The sequence below is a fragment of the Alteromonas gracilis genome (genome assembly GCF_002993325.1).
Lineage (GTDB): Bacteria > Pseudomonadota > Gammaproteobacteria > Enterobacterales > Alteromonadaceae > Alteromonas > Alteromonas gracilis.
Window position 1 is genome coordinate 195,601 of record NZ_PVNO01000002.1, and the last position, 21,819, is coordinate 217,419.

Below are 21,819 nucleotides of genomic sequence, written 5' to 3' on the forward strand. Positions count from 1 at the left end.
TTATCATGACACCTTCAACAAATATAAGTCCAAAAACTAAAGGGTTAATTCTAGGCGTTGTTATTGGTGCCCTTTTAGCACTGGGTCTATCGACATTATTAACGTCACACTCTTTCAGTGATGGAAAGAGCGAAGGCAATGGGCAAAGTGACAAACAAAGCAACGCACAAAACAGTGATAGTGCGCCCCTATATTGGGTCGCTCCTATGGATGATAGCTATCGTCGAGATAAACCCGGCAAGTCACCGATGGGCATGGATCTGGTGCCGGTTTATGCCACTGCTGATACAAGTTCCAATCAAGGCGGCGGGCACACGCCTGGAACAGTTATGATCCCCTCGAACGTACAACAGAACATGGGAGTTAAAGTTGCCCCAGTCACCATTGGTGCTTTGGAGCAAACCATCGCAGCGTTAGGTAGCGTAGCCTACGACGAAGATAGTATTGTTCACATCCATCCCCGAGTATCGGGTTGGATCGACACACTTTTTATCAAATCTCAGGGAGAGCAAGTTGAAAAAGGACAGGCACTCTACACGTTATACTCACCGGAGTTGGTGACAGCACAAGAGGAATATGTGCTTGCCCTTAAACGAGGTGACTTACGCCTAATTGAAGGCGCCGCTGAGCGACTTAAAACGCTGGGCCTGTCACAGAAGGCTCTTGATGGTCTGACAAAAAGCAGGCGCATTTCTCAAACCGTTACTTTCAACGCGCCGCAAGGTGGGGTGGTGGAAGCCCTGAATATTCGTGAGGGATTCTATATCCAGCCAGGTATGACGCTGATGAGTATTGCCCAGCTAGATACGGTGTGGGTCATCGCCGAGCTTCCTGAAAAGTACGCGCAAAATATAGCGCTACACGATACAGCTTTGGTTAGTCTTGATGAACTTGCTCATACTTCAGATGCTAGATGGAAAAGTCATATTGAATACATTTATCCGTCTATGTCTGACGTTACGCGAACTTTGAAAGTACGTATACCACTTAACAATAATCATCATAAGCTTAAGCCCAATATGTTCACCCATGTGTCAATAAAACCGGCTGAGCGCGCCGCTGCCCTACTTGTGCCTCGCAGTGCAGTAATTCGTTTCTCCCAGGGAGCCAGAGTAGTCCTGAGTGATGGGAAGGGGAACTTTAAATCGGTTAGCGTAAGGCTAGGTCAAAGCGACAATTCACATTTTGAGGTGCTAGACGGCTTGTTACCAGGAGACCAGGTTGTAGTATCAGCACACTTTTTAATTGATTCTGAGTCGTCTAAAAACAGTGACTTCAACCGGATGAAAGCACCAGACAATCAGGCAACAACGGCGGGAACCATTGAGGCAATTAAATTGTCAGCTAACAACAAAGCAGATGAGGCTGACGGCAATGCAGAAGTGGTTATAGCACGCGGACCAATAGAGAAATGGGGGCGGGGCCCGGCAGTTATGTCGTTTGCAGTGTCAAAACACATTGATTTATCCCAGTTTAAAGAGGGCGACACGGTGAGGTTTACCTTCGTAACCGGCGATGAATTCACGGTTATCGATATGCGTAAACCCGCGGAGCACGTTATGCACAGCGACATGGTTCACGGTTCGAAACAAAGTACCCACGCTCATACCCCGAATAAAAGTATTGCTAACCCTCGCTCTATGGAAAAAGAGCGGGATGAAATGCGTCATGAAAAAAACAGTCATAAGACCAAAGATCATGAGTCGATGAATCATAAGGAGCACATGCACCATGATTGAATCGGTAATTCACTGGTCGGTAAATAATAGAATACTGATATTGCTGAGCGCACTAATGCTGAGTGTTGCAGGCGTCTGGGCAGTAAAAAACACGCCTATCGATGCTATCCCTGATTTGTCTGATGTCCAGGTCATTGTGAAAGTAAATTATCCGGGTCAGTCTCCACAAGTGGTCGAAGATCAGGTTACGTTTCCACTAACATCAGCGTTAATGTCAGTTCCGGGGGCACAAACTGTACGAGGCTATTCATTTTTTGGTGATGCTTACGTGTACATTATTTTTGATGATGACACGGACATGTATTGGGCGCGAAGCCGAGTTTTAGAGTATTTAAGCCAAGCCGCTTCGCAACTGCCTGAAGGCGTAACACCTCAGCTAGGCCCAGACGCAACCGGCGTGGGTTGGGTATACGTATATGCCTTGGAAAACGATGTTAATCAGCCAAACGCGCTGGATGCTGGGGAGTTAAGAGCACTGCAAGACTGGTTCTTAAAGTTTGAACTACAGTCAGTGGAAGGCGTATCCGAAGTTGCGTCTGTGGGCGGTATGGTTAAGCAGTACCAAGTGATTGTCGACCCAGAGAAATTGCGCGCCTATAACATTCAGCCATCTGTGATTGACATTGCCCTTAAACGCGGTAATCGCGCCACCGGAGCTTCGGTTATCGAATTGGCTGAAGCAGAATATATGGTTACGGCCCAAAGCTATATTCAGGGAATAGATGACATACTCGCATTACCTACAGGTGTTATTCAAAATGGTGTGAGCATCACCATCGACGATGTGGCGCAAGTGGTAGAAAGCCCCCTGATGCGCCGCGGTGTCGCAGAGCTTAATGGGAAAGGCGAAACCGTAGGTGGCATCGTTGTTATGCGATATGGTGAAAATGCAAAAGCCACTATCAACGCCGTTAAAGAAAAGCTAGAGGCATTAAAAGCGAGTTTGCCGGAAGGCGTGAACATAGTTCCGGTTTACGACAGGGCCACACTTATTGATAACTCGGTGGATACGCTTTCAAATAAATTAGTGGAAGAGTTGCTAGTTGTCGGCTTTGTATGCGCTATCTTCTTGTTTCACCTACGCTCCTCTATGGTTGCGCTAATCAGTTTACCCATTGGTATTCTCACTGCCTTTATCGTGATGAAGGTCCAAGGTCTTAACGCCAACATCATGTCGTTAGGCGGTATCGCAATTGCCATTGGTGCTATGGTAGATGGCGCTATTGTAGTGGTTGAGAATTTGCACAAGCACATAGATCAACATTCAGCAAATGCAAAAGCAACATCTTACCGGCTTTCTGCCGCCAAGCGTTGGGAACTGGTGATAAGGTCAACATCGGAAGTTGGTCCAGCGCTATTTTTTGCGCTGCTTATTATAACGGTTTCGTTTATTCCTGTTTTTGCGTTGGAAGCCCAAGAAGGAAGGCTTTTTGCGCCACTCGCTTTTACCAAAACATATGCCATGGCTGCCGCCGCCGCACTCGCGATTACCTTGGTTCCTGTGTTAGCGGGCTATTTTGTTCGCGGCAAAATACGTGCTGAAGCAGAAAACCCGGTTAATCGCGCATTAGAGAGCGTCTACAGACCATTGCTAATGCGTTCGCTCAATTACCCATTAGTTACTCTTGTTGCCGCATTACTTTTATTGGTTTCTATGTATTGGCCGTTAAGTCATCTTGGCAGTGAATTTATGCCTGAGATAGATGAAGGTGACTTAATGTATATGCCCACCACTTATCCAAGTATTTCGGTTGGAAAAGCCAGAGAACTTTTGCAACAAACCGACAAGCTTATTGCAACCCTGCCGGAAGTTAAAACAGTATTTGGAAAAATTGGGCGGGCTGATACGGCCACTGATCCTGCGCCACTAACTATGATTGAAACTTTTATTCAGCTTAAACCAAAAGCGCAGTGGCGAGACGGCATGACCACTGAAAAACTCAAAGAAGAGCTTAATGCACTTATACAGTTTCCCGGGCTGACTAACGCATGGGTTATGCCTATCAAAACTCGCATCGATATGTTGGCGACAGGGATAAAAACACCTGTGGGAATTAAAATTGCCGGTCCAGATTTAGCGGGGATTGAATCTATTGGTAAAGATATAGAGGCGCTACTAAAAGACGTGCCCAATACCGCGTCGATATACGCCGAGCGCGTTGTCGGCGGGCGCTATATCTATGTTGATATTGATCGGCAGTTGGCGGCGCGCTATGGCATGTCAATCGACGATGTTCACAGTATTGTGGGAACAGCCATTGGCGGGCAAATAGTGACTCAGTCTGTGGAAGGGCGAGAGCGTTTTCCTGTAACCATGCGGTTTTTACAGCATTATCGCGATACACCTGAATCTTTGGCATCCATGCCGTTTGTTACTCCAAGTGGGGCGCATATTACTTTGGGTGATGTCGCAAACGTACGAATAGATGATGGTCCTGCAGCGATTAAAAGTGAAAACGCGCGTTTAAACGGTTGGGTATATATTGATGTATCGTCCGATTCTGCCACAGGTATAGATTTGGGAGGCTATGTAGCAGCGGCTAAAAAACATCTTTCAGATCACCTTGAGGTACCTGCAGGGTACTCACTTACGTGGGCTGGCCAATTCGCTTATCTGGAGCGTGCGAAAGCGAAACTGTCAGTGGTTATACCTCTCACGCTATCTATCATCTGTCTTTTGCTCTATCTGGCATTTAGGCGCCTGCGCGACGTGGCGTTAATACTCGCTACCTTGCCATTGGCATTGGTTGGTAGTGTTTGGTTGCTTTATCTTCTTAATTTCAATTTATCGGTTGCAGTGGGCGTCGGATTTATTGCCCTTGCGGGTGTAGCGGTTGAAATAGGCGTGATCATGCTGGTTTACTTAAAGCAATATGTATCAGAAGCTCTCTCGATGCCTGAGTCTGAGACAGAAGACGCTTATGCTAACAAAGATGAGCGGGTGAAAAGGGCAATCGTAAACGCTGCTTTAGCAAGACTTCGTCCAGTCATGATGACATCGCTTTCTATTATTGTAGGCTTGCTGCCTGTTCTTTATGCTACGGGTACTGGTAGCGAGGTTATGCAGCGAATTGCCGCGCCGATGGTGGGGGGTATGGCAAGTGCACTGGTGCTAACTTTGTTTGTGCTGCCAAGCGCGTTTTACTTCGTTGTTTCGCGTAAAACGTAACAGGCAATAAAAGAGGGAAGCACATATCTGCTTCCCCACGCCTTATTTACGAAGCACTAGCGAGTTAATGCGCTGCCGCATAGTCTTCTACCTGCTGCCAGACGCGCAGCAGGTTACCGCTTAATATCTTTTCAATATCTGTGCGGCTATAGCCTCTATCTAGCAGACCTTGAACGAGGTTTGGAAAGCTTGCTACGTCTTTAAGCCCAATGGGGAGTGAGTCACCTACACCGTCGTAGTCTGAACCAATTCCCACATGTTCAACACCAATTAGTTTTACCACGTGATCGATATGATCAAGTACTTCATCAAGTGTTGAATAAGGGTAAGGTACTTCTTTGCGATAATTCTCTTCAAAATTCTCTAGTTTAGGGCTGTCTTCACCTTCCTTTTCAACCAACGCTTTGCGTGCAGCAGTTAGGCCGCTACGCCATTTACCTGCTTCTTTTGAAACAAAGCTAGAACCAAAGTTAATCATAATCACGCCGCCGTTTTCGCCGAGCTTTTTGATCATGTCGTCATCCATGTTGCGTTCGAAGCCAGGTGTGAAGCGGCGCAGTGAAGAGTGAGAGGCTATAGCTGGCGCCTTAGTCAATTCAATAACCTGATAGAAGGCGTCGTCAGACACATGAGAAATATCCAACATAATGCCAATATTATTCATTTCGCCTACGAGTTCTTTGCCAAATGGACTCAGCCCTTTCCACTTTCTGCGAAGGTCGTATGAAGAATCAGAAATATGGTTTGCTTGGCTATGGGCAAGAGTAATGTAGCGTATCCCGCGCTCGTAAAAAGCCGCTAGGTTTTTCAAGTCACCTTGAATAGGCGAACCGTTTTCCATACCCATAGGCAAAGAAATTAGCCCTTTTTCAAACTGTGCTTTTACGTCAGAAGGGCTTTTAGCAATGGCGAACTTGTCCGAAGCGCGAGCAACTATTGCTTCTACTGAGTCAATAAGCTCGTGAGCAAGCTGTGTAGATTCAGGTGAATTGTCTAAGCTTGCGGGTACATAAATGCTCATAAACGGGGCGTTTAAACCTCCGGCTACAGCGCGAGGGTAGTCAAAGTCTCCACCATCGGTCGCTTTGGTAACATCTACCCATTTTTCTTTTACGCGATAAGGCACATCAATGTGCCCGTCTACAATAATGGTTTCTTGAGCGATTTTAATCGCATTTTCTGATGCAGAGTAGACCGGAGTGTCTGCAAATACACTGTTGGAAGCAAAAAGCGCAGAGATAAAGAATGCGCAAGACGAGAGTGGGAAGTGCCCCTTCATAGAAAATCCTTATTTTGTTTTTTATCGCTTAGGTCAACAGCCCCTAATTAACTAGCAATAAGAGACTAAAGGATAATTCATACCGCGACAATAGGTCTTCAACAGACTCTCATTTACATCAAATCGCTCTTTCGACTCTTGAAATTAGCTTGAATTGCTCATTTTTAGAGCGCTTGTGCTTGTTTACTTCAAGTTTACATTGCAATAAAAATTTAAAACTTGTTATGGTGAAGACTGCGTGACTTCATTGCGCGAATACGGGATACTCCCAAGCGCTCCGCCAACTATCGATGCTGATATGCATCAGCGCGGCCGACGTAAAATTTTTGATGGCACCCGCTCTTCTCACATAATCAAGCCGGGGCCACAGCTAACAAGTATGAGAAATAAATATGGCTATTAATTTTGTACCGCTAGATAAAGAAAAGCATAAAGACTTAAAGGTTGCGGTAAACACTTCTTTCAGCTTTGCGAAAAATACACACCTTGCAGCAGCGACGATTCGTGAGTTTGCACAACTTGCAGCGACAATGCCGTTGGTTTTTATTGAAGATACCAATGCAAAGCGCCATCACGTGGTGACTATGCTAGGCATGGAGCAAGGACAAAACCTTTTCCTTACTGGCGATAGTTGGAAAGGCCCACACGTTCCGATGAACATCCTTCGCTACCCATTCGACGTACGTCCTGACGGCGACAAGCTTGGTGTTTATATTGATGAAAACTCTGACCTTATCTCTGACGAAGGCCAAGCACTATTCACCGAAGCTGGTGAAGCAAGCGAGTTCCTTGAAAACCGCCAGAAGTTCCTAGCAGACCTAGCGAATAGCGAAATGCTAACTCAGCGTTTCGTGGCGAAAGTTGTGGAACTAGACCTACTAGATCCAATTCAAATTCGTCTTACTTACCAAGATGGTAAGCAGCGCAACGTTACCGGCATGATGAGCATCAACGAGAAGAAACTTCTTGAGCTGCCAGAAGAGCAAGTACTAGAGCTGCACAAGCAAGGCTTCCTAGGCGCTATCTACGCAGTAATGATGTCTGTTGGTCAGCTTAACCGTCTTGTTGAGCTCTCTAACGGTACAGAAAACCCAATTCGCAGTATGCAGCTTTCTGCTGTAAAAGCAGAAGAAGCTCCAGCCGAAGCGGCGCCAAGCGCGTAATTGCCCCTTAATTTTGAAAGTTAGAAGCCCGCCAAGTCGCGGGCTTTTTTGTGCCTAAAATTCACGTTCAGACTTCGTCATCTTTCGTTCAGAAACCGTTAAGTTTAAATGTCTTATCTTGTTTGTCGATTCCAACACATTTTTTAAGGACAAAAGACATGAACATCAAATCTAATAAATTTTCAACAACGCTAACTGCACTATCACTCATTACGGCTTCTGTATTTTCAGTCTCAGCAGCACATGCCGCTACACAAAACGAAGTACAAGTTATGGCTGTCGATTTTGAAGGACTAGATGAAAATCTTTATGGTGCCAAATATGTTCGCTATTTAGATGAAGTGAGTGGTAACAGCGGCGCTTACCTTATCAACCCTTATCTTCAGCGTGTATCTAGCCTGTCTGGTGGTTATGCAAATTTAGATGGTATTGACGTGTTTAATTTAGGCAGCACGTTTTATATTGATGACACCTGGATGCTTGCTATAGAAGGCGCTCATAGTAAATTTGATGATGACTTTGGTGATGAGGACTACACCAATATTGATTTAAAAGTAGGGTTTAACCTATCACGTCAGTGGCAAATTGGTGCAGGTCTTATCTACCAGCGTGCTACCTACGACTTTAATGCCGATGGAGAGAGCTATAGCGAGAGTGAAAATGAAACATCACCCCTTGTTTTCACCCGATATACCACAGTAGGTAATGCTGGAACGGGATGGGATTTCACAGCCCAATACATCGCCGATGATATTGATGTGCTGTCTGGAAGTGCGCGTTACTTCTTTAGCCCGGGATTAAGTGTTCAAGGTAGCTACAGCTATACGAATGCGCCAGACGGTTTTGATAATGTTAAAACGGCAGGCGTAGCGCTTGATTACTGGGTCAATGAGCAGTTCGCAATATCAGCGAGTTATGAAACAGATATTGATAGCGACGTAGATAGCGATGTTGCGGCATTGTCAGCCACATACCGTTTCTAATTAAATGCACGGCTTCTCAATAGAATAAAATTCAAAAGCGATAAACAATAGAGACAGTGGGCTTTCAACTAGGTTGAAAGCTCATTTTTTGTTTTCACCCTCCTGCCTTTACCACGTTAAATTTGTTGCTGCGCTCGTGATTGGGGAAATCTACAGGCCCTTCGCTTCAGTGCGTTAAAAACTGCAGTTCATCGATAAATTACAGGTTTAATTTTTCGCTATTGAATGTTTTTTAATCTTTTTTACATGCCTAATCATACACTTCCTAAAAGTACTGTATATGCAGCCAGTTAAAACCCAGTGTTTATGCGGCCTCCACGGCTTTTTTCTACTTGACAGTGGGGATCATTGATACCTAAACTGTATCTCAGTGGGTAAATGTGGCGAATTGTGGATCAAATCATCATCACTTTGCAGATTAGTACTCAAAAAACAAGAAAACCAAGAGCAAATAATAAAAGGCTAGGGGAATGTTCCGCGGCGCTAACGCAATCAATCTGGATACAAAAGGCAGACTGGCTATACCTACGAAGTATCGTCAGTCGCTGCTGGATGATTGTCAGGGACAACTAGTCTGCACAGTCGATACACAACAAAGTTGTTTGCTGCTTTACCCACTTCCCGAATGGGAAGAGATTGAGCTTAAACTCTCTAAACTTTCAAGCATGATCCCAGCTGAGCGTCGCCTTCAGCGATTGCTCCTTGGGTATGCCTCTGAAGGCGAGATGGACAAAAGCGGTCGTATTCTTGTTCCCACACCACTGCGAACATTCGCAAAACTCTCAAAAGAAGTCATGTTAGTTGGTCAGTTAAACAAATTCGAAATTTGGGATGCCGATATTTGGGCACAACAAGTTGAAGCTGATATAGACACCGAACGCAAAGGCGAATTTGAACTTACCGAACGATTACAGGACTTCTCGCTATGACGCAGCCTAATGAATTTAAACATATTTCAGTACTGCTTGACGAGTGTATTGAGGCGCTGGCGATTAAACCAGACGGTATTTATATTGATGCCACGTTTGGCCGTGGTGGGCATTCAGCACATATATTGAATTCGCTAGGTGAAAGCGGGCGTCTTATCGCCTTTGACCGTGACCCTCAAGCGATTAAAGCAGCCGAACGCTTTGCCGATGACAAGCGCTTTAGCATTATCCACTCTCCGTTTGGTGATATGGCAGAAGAAATAGAAGCGCTGGGGCTAACCGGAAAGATTGACGGTGTGCTGATGGACTTAGGCGTATCTTCACCACAGCTTGATGATGCTGAACGCGGTTTTAGCTTTTTGCGTGACGGCCCGCTTGATATGCGCATGGACACTTCACGTGGGCAAAGTGCGGCAGACTGGCTAGCCAGCGCCGAAGAACAGGATATTACGCAGGTAATTAAAGAGTTTGGCGAAGAAAAATTTGGCAAGCGAATTGCGCACGCCATCGTAAATACACGCAAAGTTACGCCCATAACACGTACTGCGCAGCTAGCAAAAATTATCGATGAAGCAGTGCCGGTTAAAGATAAATTTAAGCATCCGGCAACCCGCGCGTTTCAGGGAATTCGCATCTATATCAATGCTGAGTTAGAGCAGCTTCGCGTTGGCCTTAAAGCGGCTACACAGGTGCTGGCAAAAGAAGGGCGTCTTGCTGTTATCTCATTTCATTCTCTTGAAGACCGTTTAGTGAAACGCTTTATCAAGGATCAAAGTAAAGGGAAGTCAGTACCACATAACTTACCGATTACTCAGGCTGAAATAGATGCCGATAAAGTGCTAAAAGCATTAGGTAAAGCGATAAAACCCTCAGAGCAGGAGATTGCGAACAATGTTCGCTCTCGCAGTTCGGTATTGCGTGTGGCAGAAAAACTATGACGAAAGTCACACCAGACAAGGCCAGCACTAATTTTAAATTACTGCTCATTATTGTTTCAGATTTGACCCGCAACAAGTTGCGGGTTTTGTTGTATTTAATGGTTATTGTTAGTGCTATGGCGGTAACGCTAAGCAGCCACCACAATCGTCAGCAAGTGATAGCCCTTGAAGACCTTATGCAGGAGAAAGACGAGCTTGACGTTGAGTGGCGTAACCTCGTTCTAGAGCAACGGGCGCTTACTGAACACAACCGTATCGAAAACCTCGTAGAAAAACAGTTAGATATGTACCGCCCGACTGCTGACGATGAAGTAGTGGTGAGATTGAAATGAACGTTGCAAATAATCGACAGCGAAAGAAAACCGGCGCAAAACAAAATGTCACCCCCAGCTTGGTACACTGGCGATTTGTGGTTGTTCTTGTTGTCATAATGCTGGTATTCAGCGTGCTGGCAGCCCGCGCCGCCTATATTCAAGTTATTGAACCTGATGAGCTTATTCAACAGGGAGATAATCGAACGCTTCGCACCCGTGATATGCCAACCTACCGTGGCCTTATCACCGATAGAAACGGGGTTGAGCTGGCAGTGAGTGTGCCTGTTCGCGCTATCTACGCAGACCCGAAAATTATTCACGAAAACGACGGTTTTAAAGAGGAACGTCGTTGGGAAGCGTTGGCTGATGTGCTGCGTCAAGATGTTAATGAACTTAAAGAAAAAGTCGCTAACCCCAAGCGCCGCTTTGTGTATTTGCAGCGTCAAGTTTCGCCTGCCATGGCCGAGTACGTAGATAAACTGGACATTCCGGGCATCTATCTTCGCCGCGAAAGTCGCCGCTACTATCCTACGGGTGAGGTTTCGGCGCAGTTAATCGGCGTAACCGATGTGGATGACACAGGTGTTGAAGGCTTAGAGCGCATGTATAACGAGTGGCTAACGGGGACGCCAGGCTCTCGCAAAATTCGCCGTGACGCGAAAGGTCGCCAAGTTGAGATTTTAGAAACCACTTCAGGCGAAAAGGCCGGCGATTTACAGCTGACTATTGACCAACGTATTCAAGCTCTTGCTTACAAAGAGATAAAAGAAGCCATGATTTATTATCAATCAAGCTCGGCTTCTGCCATTGTTATCGATGTAAAAAGCGGCGAAGTGCTGGCAATGGTTAACGCGCCATCGTTCAATCCTAATGATAGAAGTGATATCAGCCCACACCGCATGCGCAACCGCATTATCACTGACGCCTTTGAACCGGGCTCGGCACTTAAACCCCTTGCGGTGTTGACTGCTTTGGAGTTTGGTGAGGTGGAACCGGAAGATTCTGTCAATACTCATCCAGGTTGGATGCGTTTAGGTGGAAGCTTGGTTAAAGACTCGCGTAACTACGGTGAGTTGACCTTAGAAGAAATTATTCAGCATTCATCGAATATGGGTACGTCTAAACTGGCGCTGTCTGTACCTAAGCAGTTCTTGCTTGATACCTATTACAACATGGGGCTGATGAGTGACACTGGCCTCAACATGGCCGGGGAAAGCAGCGGTATTTTCCACGAGCGTAGTCGTTGGTCTGAATTTGAACTTGCCACACTTTCTTTCGGCTACGGTATTTCAGTGACAACGGCCCAGTTGGGACGTCTCTATGCCACATTGGCAAATGGTGGCATCAAAACGCCGCTTAAGATCATCAAAACACCAGAGCAACCCTCGTGGCACGCACAATCTGAGCGCGTTATAAGTGAAGAAAACGCAAACGCCATCGTCCAGATGATGGAGAGCGTTACGCTGCGCGGCGGTACTGCAACGAAGGCAGCAGTGCCCGGTTATCGTGTAGCGGGAAAGACAGGAACAAGCCGAAAAGCAGTAGCTGGCGGGTACGGTGAAGAGTACGTCAACATCTTTGCCGGTATTGCACCTGTGTCCGACCCTAGATTAGTGACTATTGTATTGATCAACGAACCCGGCGGCGATTTGTATCACGCGGGGGATACAGCTGCACCGGTGTTTTCGTCGATTATGGGCGGCGCGTTACACATGTTAAATGTTACGCCAGACGATAAGCAGGTTACCTCAAGCAGCTTATTGAAAGGAGGTCAAAGTGGTAGTTAATGCCTTTATTCAAAGCACTAAAGCCTTGCTAGCGAAGTTCGGCGTAGAGGCGCCGGATATTCGTATTGAAGGTCTTACGTTAGACAGTCGAGAAGTGAACACCCGATTGGCGTTCTTGGCTATTAAAGGGCACGAACGAGACGGTCGAGATTTTATCCCGCAGGCAATAAGTTTAGGGGCCCGTGTAATTCTGGCGCAAACTGACGACAGTGAAGCCCATGGTCAAATGGAAATGCGTGACCACAGCGTAATTATTTCGCTGTATGAATTACCGCAAATGCTTTCATCACTCGCTGCTGCATTCTACGACTATCCCGCACAAAAAATGACGACTGTTGCGGTAACCGGAACAAATGGAAAAACCTCTACAGTTCAATTGCTTACCCAGCTTAAAGATGAGTTAGGTACGCGCAGCGCAAGTATAGGTACCTTGGGCAGTAGCGTATTTGAAGGTGACGAAACCCAGTGGGCGAATACGCCTGCGGCAAACACAACGCCCGACGCCATACGTATGCAATATTTATTGGCAGACTTTGTGCAAAGCGAAGTGCGCCATACCGCCTTTGAAGCAAGCTCTCATGCGTTGGTTCAAGGGCGTCTTGGCACGGTTAAAACCGATATTGCGATTTTCACCAACCTTACGCGAGACCATCTCGATTATCACGGCACAATGGAAGAGTATGGCAAAGCTAAGCGCTTGCTGCTTCAACAGCCGGGTTTGAAAACCGTAGTGTTAAACGCGAACGATGATGAAAGTACAAAGTGGGACGGTGCCGCAGATAGCGCCATTATGCGGGTATGGACTGGTATTGATGATAGCAAAGATGCTGCGCTGTTAAGCGCCTACAACAATCCTCAATATCGCCATTGTTTCGCCACAAATGCTTCTTATCATGCGGGTGGATGTAGCTTTGAGCTAGTGAGCTCTTGGGGAAGTGCCGCTATTGCTTTGCCACTTTTCGGTAAGTTCAACATCAGTAATGTGCTAAGTGCCATCGCGACCTTATTAGCTGAGGGCGAGCGTTTTGATGAAGTGGTTAAAGCGGTAAATGCTATTACTCCTGTACCTGGCCGGATGGAAGTGTTTCCTGTTAAAGGCGCTGCCAATTTAGTGGTGGACTACGCGCATACGCCGGACGCACTTGAAAAAGTGCTGCTTAGCGCAAAATTTCACACTAGCGGCAACGTGTGGTGTGTATTTGGTTGCGGCGGTGACCGAGATAAAGGTAAGCGGCCTTTGATGGGGCAGGCAGCCGAGTCAGGTGCTGACGCGATCGTTATCACAACCGATAACAGTCGCAGTGAAAGCCCAGAGTCTATTGCGAAGGATATCATTGACGGTTTGCAAAATCGCGAACTGGCAGTCGCTATTGCAGATCGCGAAGAAGCTATTCGTCATTGCCTAGAGCATTCACAGGAAGGCGACATCATCATAGTGGCTGGAAAAGGCCATGAAGATTACCAAATTATCGGTGACAAAAAGACTAACTATAACGAACGTGCAGTTGTGGCGCGACTGCAACAGGAGTACAGCAAATGATAACAACAACGCTGTCGTGGATAGCCGAAAAGGTTAACGGAAAATTAGTAGGTACTGCCGCGGACACCGAAGTGTGTTCGGTAAGTACTGATACCCGCACGCTCGAAGCGGGCGCGGTATATCTGGCACTTAAAGGCCCAAATTTTAACGGTCATGACTTTGTCGAGACCGCTGAAAAAGCAGGGGCTAGTGCAGTTATTGCCAGTGAAGAGATAGTGACATCGCTACCTGTAATTCTGGTGAAAGACACCAAAGAGGCACTGGGCGCATTGGGAGCAGCGGTTAAGGCACAGGTTGCACCAAAAACTATTGCGATCACAGGAAGTAGCGGTAAAACCACGGTGAAAGAAATGTGTGCAGCAATTTTAGCCCGTAGAGGTAATGTGCTCGCCACTAAAGGGAATTTCAATAACGATATTGGTGTCCCCTTAACTATGCTTCGCCTAGAGCCTCAGCATGAATACGCCGTCATGGAGTTAGGAGCAAATCACTTAGGTGAGATTGCCTACACTACCGACTTGGTTAAGCCTGATGTTGCAACTATCGTAAATGCTGCGGCTTCCCATTTAGAAGGCTTTGGCAGCTTGTTAGGCGTAGCTCGAGCAAAAAGCGAAATATTTAAGGGTTTAGGAAGCGACGGTGTGGCCGTTGTAAACATCGACAGTCAATTTGCAGAGTTTTGGCAAGGTAAACTTAAACAGACTAAAACGCTGACGTTTTCCCCTGAGCAAAAAAACGACGCCGACTTCAAAGCGCAAGATATTACTATTGGATTAGATGGATGCGCCGCATTTCAACTAGTTTGTCCTCAGGGCGAAATAGCTATCCAGCTTACTATCCCCGGTATTCATAACGTAGGTAATGCGTTGGTCGCTGCGGCGCTAACGTTACAAGTGGGTGCGACATTAGAAAACGTGCGTGACGGTTTACTTGCAATGAAGCAGGTTAGCGGCCGTTTAAATGTAAAACAGCTTACCGAACAAGTTCGATTACTAGACGATACCTACAATGCCAACGTGGCTTCCGTGAACGCAGCAATTGATACACTCAGTAGCTTTTCGGGCATAAGAGTACTTGTACTTGGAGACATGAAAGAATTGGGCGAACAGGCGCGTTTTTATCATGAGCAGGTAGGTGAATACGCAAAACAAAAAGGGATTAATCACCTTTACACTATGGGTGTTTTGAGTCAGTCAGCAAGTGCTGTGTTTAATGAAAATGGTGGTCATTTCAGCGATATTGAAAGTTTGTTGACCGCAATGGAGAATGATTTGTTAGTGCAGCAGCGCGATATTTCAATTTTAGTAAAGGGTTCACGCAGTTCTAAGATGGAACGCGTGGTAGAGGCGATCGAGGCCTCTACGCTGGGAAAGCTGGATAGCCGTCGGGAGCGAATAGCATGTTAATTTGGCTCGCCGACTGGCTGACACAATTTGATTCAGGGTTTAACGTATTTTCATACCTAACCCTTCGCGCAATATTAAGTACGTTGACCGCGTTGCTTATTGCCATTCTTATTGGCCCTAAAATGATCCGTTATTTGCAGCGTATGCAAATCGGTCAAACCGTGCGCGACGATGGCCCGCAAAGCCATTTGTCAAAATCGGGCACGCCCACAATGGGCGGGTTACTCATCCTAGCGGCAATCGTGGTAAGCGGCCTGCTGTGGGCAGATCTCACAAACCGTTATGTGCTGGTAACCCTGACCGTGGTGGTGGCCTACGGTATTATTGGGTTTGTTGACGACTATAGAAAAGTCATTCGCAAAGACTCAAAGGGGCTAATCGCACGCTGGAAATATTTCTGGCAATCGGTTGTGGCTTTAGGTGTGGCGTTTTATTTGTATAGCAGTGCCACAATAAGCGCTGAAACCTCGCTGCTGGTACCTTTCTTTAAAGAGGTATTCCCGCAGTTGGGTGCCTTTTTCATCATCATTACTTACTTTGCCATTGTAGGAACCAGTAACGCGGTAAACCTTACCGATGGCCTGGATGGTCTGGCAATAGTGCCAACCATTTTGGTGGCAGGCGCGTTCGCTATTTTTGCCTATGTAACAGGTAACGCAAATTTTGCTGAGTACTTAAATATCCCGCACATCCCCCTTACCAGTGAACTGGTGATTGTCTGTACCGCTATGGTCGGCGCAGGTTTGGGCTTTTTATGGTTTAACACCTATCCAGCTCAGGTGTTTATGGGGGATGTTGGCTCATTAGCGCTAGGCGGAACCTTGGGTGTACTTGCCGTACTTGTGCGTCAAGAATTGGTTCTCATCATAATGGGGGGGGTGTTTGTCATAGAGACCTTGTCAGTGATCCTGCAAGTTGGTTCTTACAAACTACGTGGTCAGCGTATATTTCGGATGGCACCCATCCACCACCACTATGAATTAAAGGGCTGGCCAGAGCCGCGCGTGATTGTGCGTTTTTGGATAATTTCTATCATTTTGGTTTTGGTGGGGCTCGCTACCCTCAAACTCAGATAAGCGCTGAAGAGATAAATATTAATGTCGTATAACGTACGTGAGCATAGTTATGTAGTCGGTGGCCTAGGTGTGACGGGTCAGGCTTGCGTGCGCTTTTTGTTGCAGAAACAGGCAACCGTTAAAGCGTTTGATACACGGGCTAATTTTACTGCACCTGCTGATCTTAATGGTGACCTTGAACCTGACATGCAAGCGTTCATGGCTGAAAAGGTCACGTGTAATGCGCTTAGCGCAGATTTCTTTGATGGCGTAGACACCTTGGTGTTAAGCCCGGGTCTTGCGCTTGACATTGAACAAGTTAACCTAGCGAAAACATGCGGCGTTGAAGTGATTGGCGACGTAGAACTGTTTGCCCGCTTAAACACCTCAAACAGCAGCAACACGCCTGCTAAGCGTGTCGTGGGTATAACAGGCTCAAACGGCAAAACCACTGTCACTCTGCTGGTCAATCACTTACTCAACGCCTGTGGCGTGAAAAGCATTGAAGCGGGTAATGTAGGCCGACCTGTATTGGAAGCGTTGGAAAGCGATGCTGATGTAGTAGTAATGGAATTGTCGAGCTTTCAACTTGAAACAACGTCAAGCCTAGTGCTTGAGGCTGCCACGATACTGAATATTTCCGATGATCACCTAGACCGTCACGGAACGCTAGAGGCATATATTGATGCTAAGCATCGCATTTTTGATAATGCCAAATCAGCCATTGTCTGGCGAGACGGTGAGTTTGTAGCACCAGATGAACACCTCTTAGTTGAGGCTAATGACAACTTAAGCCCCGTTTCGGATATTAATTTAAGTGAAACGCCCCATATAGAAAAGCAAGGTTCACAACATATTATTGAGTATGGCTTAGGTGAGTCTTCTAGCGGTTTTTCTATCGCGACCTTTGAAGACGATGGGAAACTGTGTATCGCGTTTAACGGCGAAAAGCTTATCGCTTTAAGCGACATTCATTTAGCCGGCATGCATAACGTGCTAAATATTATGGCAGCCCTTGGCATCTGCCTTAAACTCGGTGTGACGCCTCAAGCGGCGGTTAAACATCTACACAGTTTCAAATCTGCGCCTCATCGCTGTGTTGAAGTAGCCTGTGTAAACAATGTTCGCTATATCGACGATTCAAAAGCCACTAATATTGGGGCGACCATCGCAGCACTTGAGGGAATTGGCCCAACTATAAACGGCAAGCTTATTCTTATTGCAGGAGGCGATGCCAAAGGTGCTGATATGGCAAGCCTTGCGCCCTATCTAAACCAGTACGTTTTCCATGTGTTTGCTTTAGGCAAAGATGCACACCTGTTCGAAAAGAGCTTCGCGCATACAACCCGCGTAGCCACAATGAAAGATGCGGTGAAAGCGGCGATTAGGGTTGCTGCTCCCGGTGATACGGTGCTGCTTTCACCTGCGTGTGCGAGCTTGGATATGTTTAAAAACTATATGCATCGCGGCGACACCTTCAAACTGGACGTTTACGACCTACACAATATAAGTTTGGGGGCGGTACTATGATGGCAGCCTCTACTAAACTTAGCGCTTTATTTGCTGCAAGGCATGACGGGCAGCAAACAGCGACGCATCCTTATGACGTCACGCTTATTTTAATCGCGCTAGCATTAATGAGCATTGGCGTTATTATCGTTACGTCTGCATCTATGCCGGTTGCGGACAGACTTCACGATAACCCATTTTACTTTGCTATTCGCCACGGTATTTATATTGTTGGAGCGATAGTCGCGGCCATGATTGTACTGAATCTTCCCATGCAGTTCTGGCGCATGACCAACCCCTATCTACTGCTCGCTGCCATCGCGCTTCTATTGGCTGTACTAGTGATTGGAAGAACCGTAAACGGAAGTACTCGCTGGTTGGCGATTGGCCCTATTACCATTCAGGCTGCAGAGCCAGCCAAGCTTTTCTTCTTCGCCTATCTGGCGGGCTATTTAGTTCGCCGTTATGAAGAAGTTACAGAAAACTTAAAGGGCTTTATCAAACCATTGGCTGTGTTTTTTGTATTAGCGATGTTGCTACTGCTTCAGCCAGACTTGGGTACTGTGGTGGTAATGTTCGCCACTACAATTGGCCTGTTATTTTTAGCCGGCGCACGACTATGGCAGTTCTTCGCATTGGTGTTTGCAGGCATATTGGCGGTTGTCGCACTTATCGTGTTTGAAGAATACCGAATGAAACGGGTAACTTCATTTTTAGATCCGTGGGCAGACCCGTTTGGCGCGGGTTATCAGCTAACCCAATCCTTAATGGCTTATGGCCGCGGTAACTGGTTTGGGCAAGGTCTGGGTAATAGCCTGCAAAAACTGGAATTTTTGCCAGAGGCACATACCGACTTTGTTATGGCCATTTTGGCAGAAGAACTTGGCTTTGTTGGCGTACTCGCGGTACTTGGCCTCATTTTATGGATGGTATTGCGCTCGCTAAACATTGGAAATAAAGCACTAGAGAAAGGTCGAGCGTTTGATGGCTATCTGGCATACAGCATCGGCATCTGGTTTAGTTTCCAGACGGCGGTAAATATTGGCGCAAGCGCAGGTATTCTGCCAACCAAAGGATTAACGTTACCACTAGTTAGCTATGGCGGTTCGTCACTTATCGTTATGTCTGTGGCTGTGGCTATATTGCTTCGAATCGACTTCGAATTGCGGGTTGATGGCGTACAGGCAATTGGCCGAGGTGATGGGAAAGACGGTAAGAAAAACCCTCGAAGGAAAAAGCCTATTCCTTCAGGTGCGGCTCAATCAAAGGTGTCAGCGACATCCCCGTCAGCATCAGTAAACGATGCTGATGAAGAAGATTTTTCAACTGGAATTGTTAAGGCAAAACCTACGACTAAAACGTCAACAGCGGAAGATGAAGGCAAGGCCGGCATTAAAGCCATTCTCGCGCGTGTCGCGCAGGAGGCGGACAATGGCTAAACGCTGTTTGATTATGGCAGGCGGTACAGGCGGGCATGTTTTCCCAGGCCTTGCGGTAGCCAATGCGCTTCGTAGCGAGGGCTGGGATATTCATTGGCTGGGCACCGCCGAGCGAATGGAAGCGCAGGTGGTACCTAAGCACGGTATTCCTATTCACTTTATTCCGGTAAAAGGGCTACGTGGAAAAGGGATATCGGCACGTTTTAAGGGCGCTATGGCACTAGTAAAAAGTTTATTCTCAGCAAGACGAATCATCAAACGGCTAAAGCCTGATGTCGTTGTTGGGTTTGGCGGCTATGCTAGCGGTCCCGGCGGGGTAGCAGCAAAAAGCTTAGGCATTCCCGTTATTGTACATGAGCAAAATGCCGCGGCAGGCATGACCAATAAGCTTCTTAGCAAAATCGCAAACCGAGTACTCCTTGGCTTTGACGATGCTAAAGAACAATTTTCAGGCGTTGCTGACCACGTGCATACTGTGGGCAATCCAGTTCGCGATGAGATTTGGCAGGTCAAATCCAAAGCTGCAGGCATGAATGCAGACGCTCGTAAAAACACTCTTGAAAACACCTGTGAGCACAAACAAGGCCTAAACATGCTTGTCGTTGGCGGCAGCTTGGGCGCACAAGTTTTGAATGAAACCGTACCTAAGACCTGTGGTGTGCTAGAGGGCTTATCAATAAAACACCAATGCGGAAAAGGTAACAGTGAAGGTGTCATTAACGCCTATGCGTCGGTGGGCGCAGATATGTCGAAAATCGATGTCAGTGATTTTATTGATGACATGGCCGCAGCTTATGAGTGGGCAGATTTTATTGTCTGTAGAGCCGGTGCGCTTACGGTAAGTGAAGTTGCAGCTGCTGGACGCGCGGCGATTTTCGTACCGCTACCGTTTGCGGTTGACGATCACCAAACAAAAAATGCGCAGTCGCTAGTGAGGCAAAATGCAGCACTTATGATTGCTCAATCTGTATTAAAAGAAAATTTAGGGCAGGCGGTTCGTCAGTGGTTACAACACCCTGAAAACTGCTTAACAATGGGTGCTGTTGCTAAAACATGTGCAAGCACTCATGCCACGGAAAATGTAGTAAGCCACGTTAAAAGCGTGGTAGGAGTAGGGGACTAATGGTTTTTAAAACCCCATTTGAAAGCCCGCAAATGCGCAGGGTAAAAAATATATTCTTTATTGGTATTGGCGGTGCCGGTATGGGCGGTATTGCAGAAGTACTGCTTAACGAAGGTTATGCTATTGCTGGCTCTGATATTCAAGAAGGGCCTATGACACAGCGTTTAAGCGAGTTAGGTGCCGAAGTGAAAATTGGTCATCGCGCTGAAAATGTCGAAGGCATGGATGTTATCGTTGTGTCTAGCGCAATTAACGAGCAAAACCCAGAAATTATCGTTGCTCGTGAAAAACGTATCCCTATTATTCGCCGTGCAGAAATGCTGGCGGAGTTGATGCGATTCCGTCACGGTATTGCGATAGCTGGAACGCATGGCAAAACTACCACAACCAGTTTAATTTCTACCATATTCGCAGAAGCCGAATACGACCCTACGTTCGTGATTGGCGGCCTGTTAAATAGTGCTGGCACAAATGCCCGTTTAGGAAAAAGTCGTTATCTAATTGCCGAAGCTGATGAGAGCGATGCGTCTTTCCTTCACCTACAGCCAATGGTATCGGTGGTTACGAACATTGAAGCGGATCACATGGATACCTATGGCGGCGATTTCTCAAAGGTGAAAGATACCTTCGTAGATTTTCTGTCTAACTTGCCATTTTACGGCCAGGCCATTGTCTGTGGCGACGACGCCAATATTCAGGAGATTCGCCCGCGTATTGGTAGAAGTATCATTACTTACGGTTTTGAGCCGCACAATGACTATCGCGCTGAAAATATTACGCTGTCATTTGGCAAAGCGAATTTTACCGTTATTCGACCGGATCACGAGCCACTAGATATAACATTAAATCTTACGGGCAACCATAACGTTTTAAATGCTCTTGCTGCCATTGCGGTGGCAACGGATGAAGGGGTAGACGACGACGCCATTATGCGTGCTTTAGCCAGTTTTGGAGGCATTGGTCGCCGATTTGAACAGCTAGGTACATTTAACACGAGTAAAGGTGAAGTGTGCTTGGTGGATGATTACGGCCATCATCCTACAGAAGTAAGAGCCACTATTGCTGCAGCTCGCGCAAACTGGCCTGATAAACGTTTGGTTATGGTCTACCAGCCCCATCGGTTTACGCGAACTCGTGACCTGTACGAAGATTTTGTTGAGGTGTTGTCGAGCGTTGACGCACTGCTGCTTCTTGACGTTTACGCAGCCAGTGAACAGCCGATTGAGGGTGCTGACAGTAAAGCGCTGTGTCGTTCAATTCGTCAGCGGGGACAGATAGAGCCGGTATATGTAGGCGATAAAGACGCCTTACCTTCAATTTTGGCGAATATCATGCAAGACGGCGATATTGTGATGACCCAAGGGGCGGGTAATATCGGTCAAATCGCGAAGCTACTAGCGCGTTGTGAGTTAGAGCCAAAAACACTTACAAAGGAAGGAGAGTGAT

General features: G+C 46.7%; 16 protein-coding genes. 15 read left to right on the plus strand and 1 reads right to left on the minus strand.

Annotation, left to right across the window (positions count from 1 at the left end; all coding sequences use genetic code 11):
* The first annotated feature begins 5 nt into the window (after positions 1-5).
* Both C6Y39_RS01610 and C6Y39_RS01615 read left to right on the plus strand, forming a co-directional pair.
* Positions 6-1,739 (plus strand): efflux RND transporter periplasmic adaptor subunit, encoded by a 1,734-nt coding sequence (locus C6Y39_RS01610; RefSeq protein WP_105929575.1) that lies wholly within the window; start codon positions 6-8, stop codon positions 1,737-1,739.
* Positions 1,732-4,908, plus strand: coding sequence for an efflux RND transporter permease subunit (locus tag C6Y39_RS01615; RefSeq protein ID WP_105929576.1), 3,177 nt, complete (start codon positions 1,732-1,734; stop codon positions 4,906-4,908). The genes C6Y39_RS01610 and C6Y39_RS01615 overlap by 8 nt, the downstream gene beginning before the upstream one ends.
* Positions 4,909-4,972: 64 nt before the next feature.
* On the opposite strand, the gene C6Y39_RS01620 is transcribed toward C6Y39_RS01615, so the two are convergent.
* Entirely contained in the window at positions 4,973-6,187 is a 1,215-nt protein-coding gene (locus C6Y39_RS01620; RefSeq protein WP_105929577.1) for a dipeptidase, read from the minus strand.
* A 392-nt stretch (positions 6,188-6,579) separates the two neighbouring features.
* Between C6Y39_RS01620 and C6Y39_RS01625 the strand changes: the two genes are divergently transcribed.
* The 13 genes from C6Y39_RS01625 to murC all read left to right on the plus strand — a co-directional run bounded on the left by C6Y39_RS01625 (position 6,580) and on the right by murC (position 21,818).
* A complete protein-coding gene (locus tag C6Y39_RS01625) occupies positions 6,580-7,350 on the plus strand; it encodes a SapC family protein (RefSeq protein WP_105929578.1) in 771 nt (256 codons plus the stop codon).
* Between the two features lie 158 nt (positions 7,351-7,508).
* A complete protein-coding gene (locus C6Y39_RS01630; RefSeq protein ID WP_105929579.1) occupies positions 7,509-8,333 on the plus strand; it encodes a DUF5777 family beta-barrel protein in 825 nt (274 codons plus the stop codon).
* Positions 8,334-8,803: 470 nt separating this feature from the next.
* Positions 8,804-9,262 (plus strand): division/cell wall cluster transcriptional repressor MraZ, encoded by a 459-nt coding sequence (mraZ, locus tag C6Y39_RS01635; RefSeq protein ID WP_105929580.1) that lies wholly within the window; start codon positions 8,804-8,806, stop codon positions 9,260-9,262.
* Entirely contained in the window at positions 9,259-10,200 is a 942-nt protein-coding gene (gene rsmH, locus C6Y39_RS01640) for a 16S rRNA (cytosine(1402)-N(4))-methyltransferase RsmH (RefSeq protein ID WP_105929581.1), read from the plus strand. The genes mraZ and rsmH overlap by 4 nt, the downstream gene beginning before the upstream one ends.
* Positions 10,197-10,532 carry a cell division protein FtsL gene (ftsL, locus tag C6Y39_RS01645; RefSeq protein WP_105929582.1) on the plus strand — a complete coding sequence of 112 codons (336 nt, stop codon included), beginning with the start codon at positions 10,197-10,199 and terminating at the stop codon, positions 10,530-10,532. The genes rsmH and ftsL overlap by 4 nt, the downstream gene beginning before the upstream one ends.
* Positions 10,529-12,301 carry a penicillin-binding transpeptidase domain-containing protein gene (locus tag C6Y39_RS01650; RefSeq protein ID WP_105929583.1) on the plus strand — a complete coding sequence of 591 codons (1,773 nt, stop codon included), beginning with the start codon at positions 10,529-10,531 and terminating at the stop codon, positions 12,299-12,301. The genes ftsL and C6Y39_RS01650 overlap by 4 nt, the downstream gene beginning before the upstream one ends.
* Entirely contained in the window at positions 12,291-13,841 is a 1,551-nt protein-coding gene (locus tag C6Y39_RS01655; protein ID WP_105929584.1) for a UDP-N-acetylmuramoyl-L-alanyl-D-glutamate--2,6-diaminopimelate ligase, read from the plus strand. The genes C6Y39_RS01650 and C6Y39_RS01655 overlap by 11 nt, the downstream gene beginning before the upstream one ends.
* Entirely contained in the window at positions 13,838-15,247 is a 1,410-nt protein-coding gene (locus C6Y39_RS01660; protein WP_105929585.1) for a UDP-N-acetylmuramoyl-tripeptide--D-alanyl-D-alanine ligase, read from the plus strand. The genes C6Y39_RS01655 and C6Y39_RS01660 overlap by 4 nt, the downstream gene beginning before the upstream one ends.
* Positions 15,241-16,323 carry a phospho-N-acetylmuramoyl-pentapeptide-transferase gene (gene mraY, locus C6Y39_RS01665; RefSeq protein ID WP_105929586.1) on the plus strand — a complete coding sequence of 361 codons (1,083 nt, stop codon included), beginning with the start codon at positions 15,241-15,243 and terminating at the stop codon, positions 16,321-16,323. Before C6Y39_RS01660 ends, mraY begins: the two co-directional genes overlap by 7 nt.
* Before the next feature lie 21 nt (positions 16,324-16,344).
* On the plus strand, positions 16,345-17,832 hold the full coding sequence (gene murD, locus C6Y39_RS01670; protein ID WP_105929587.1) for a UDP-N-acetylmuramoyl-L-alanine--D-glutamate ligase: 1,488 nt from the start codon (positions 16,345-16,347) through the stop codon (positions 17,830-17,832).
* Positions 17,829-19,250 (plus strand): cell division protein FtsW, encoded by a 1,422-nt coding sequence (gene ftsW, locus C6Y39_RS01675; RefSeq protein WP_105929588.1) that lies wholly within the window; start codon positions 17,829-17,831, stop codon positions 19,248-19,250. Before murD ends, ftsW begins: the two co-directional genes overlap by 4 nt.
* The gene (gene murG / locus C6Y39_RS01680) at positions 19,243-20,373 is read left to right on the plus strand and encodes an undecaprenyldiphospho-muramoylpentapeptide beta-N-acetylglucosaminyltransferase (RefSeq protein ID WP_105929589.1); all 1,131 of its coding nucleotides are present in this window, start codon (positions 19,243-19,245) and stop codon (positions 20,371-20,373) included. The genes ftsW and murG overlap by 8 nt, the downstream gene beginning before the upstream one ends.
* Entirely contained in the window at positions 20,373-21,818 is a 1,446-nt protein-coding gene (murC, locus tag C6Y39_RS01685; protein ID WP_105929590.1) for a UDP-N-acetylmuramate--L-alanine ligase, read from the plus strand. Before murG ends, murC begins: the two co-directional genes overlap by 1 nt.
* Position 21,819: the final 1 nt, after the last annotated feature.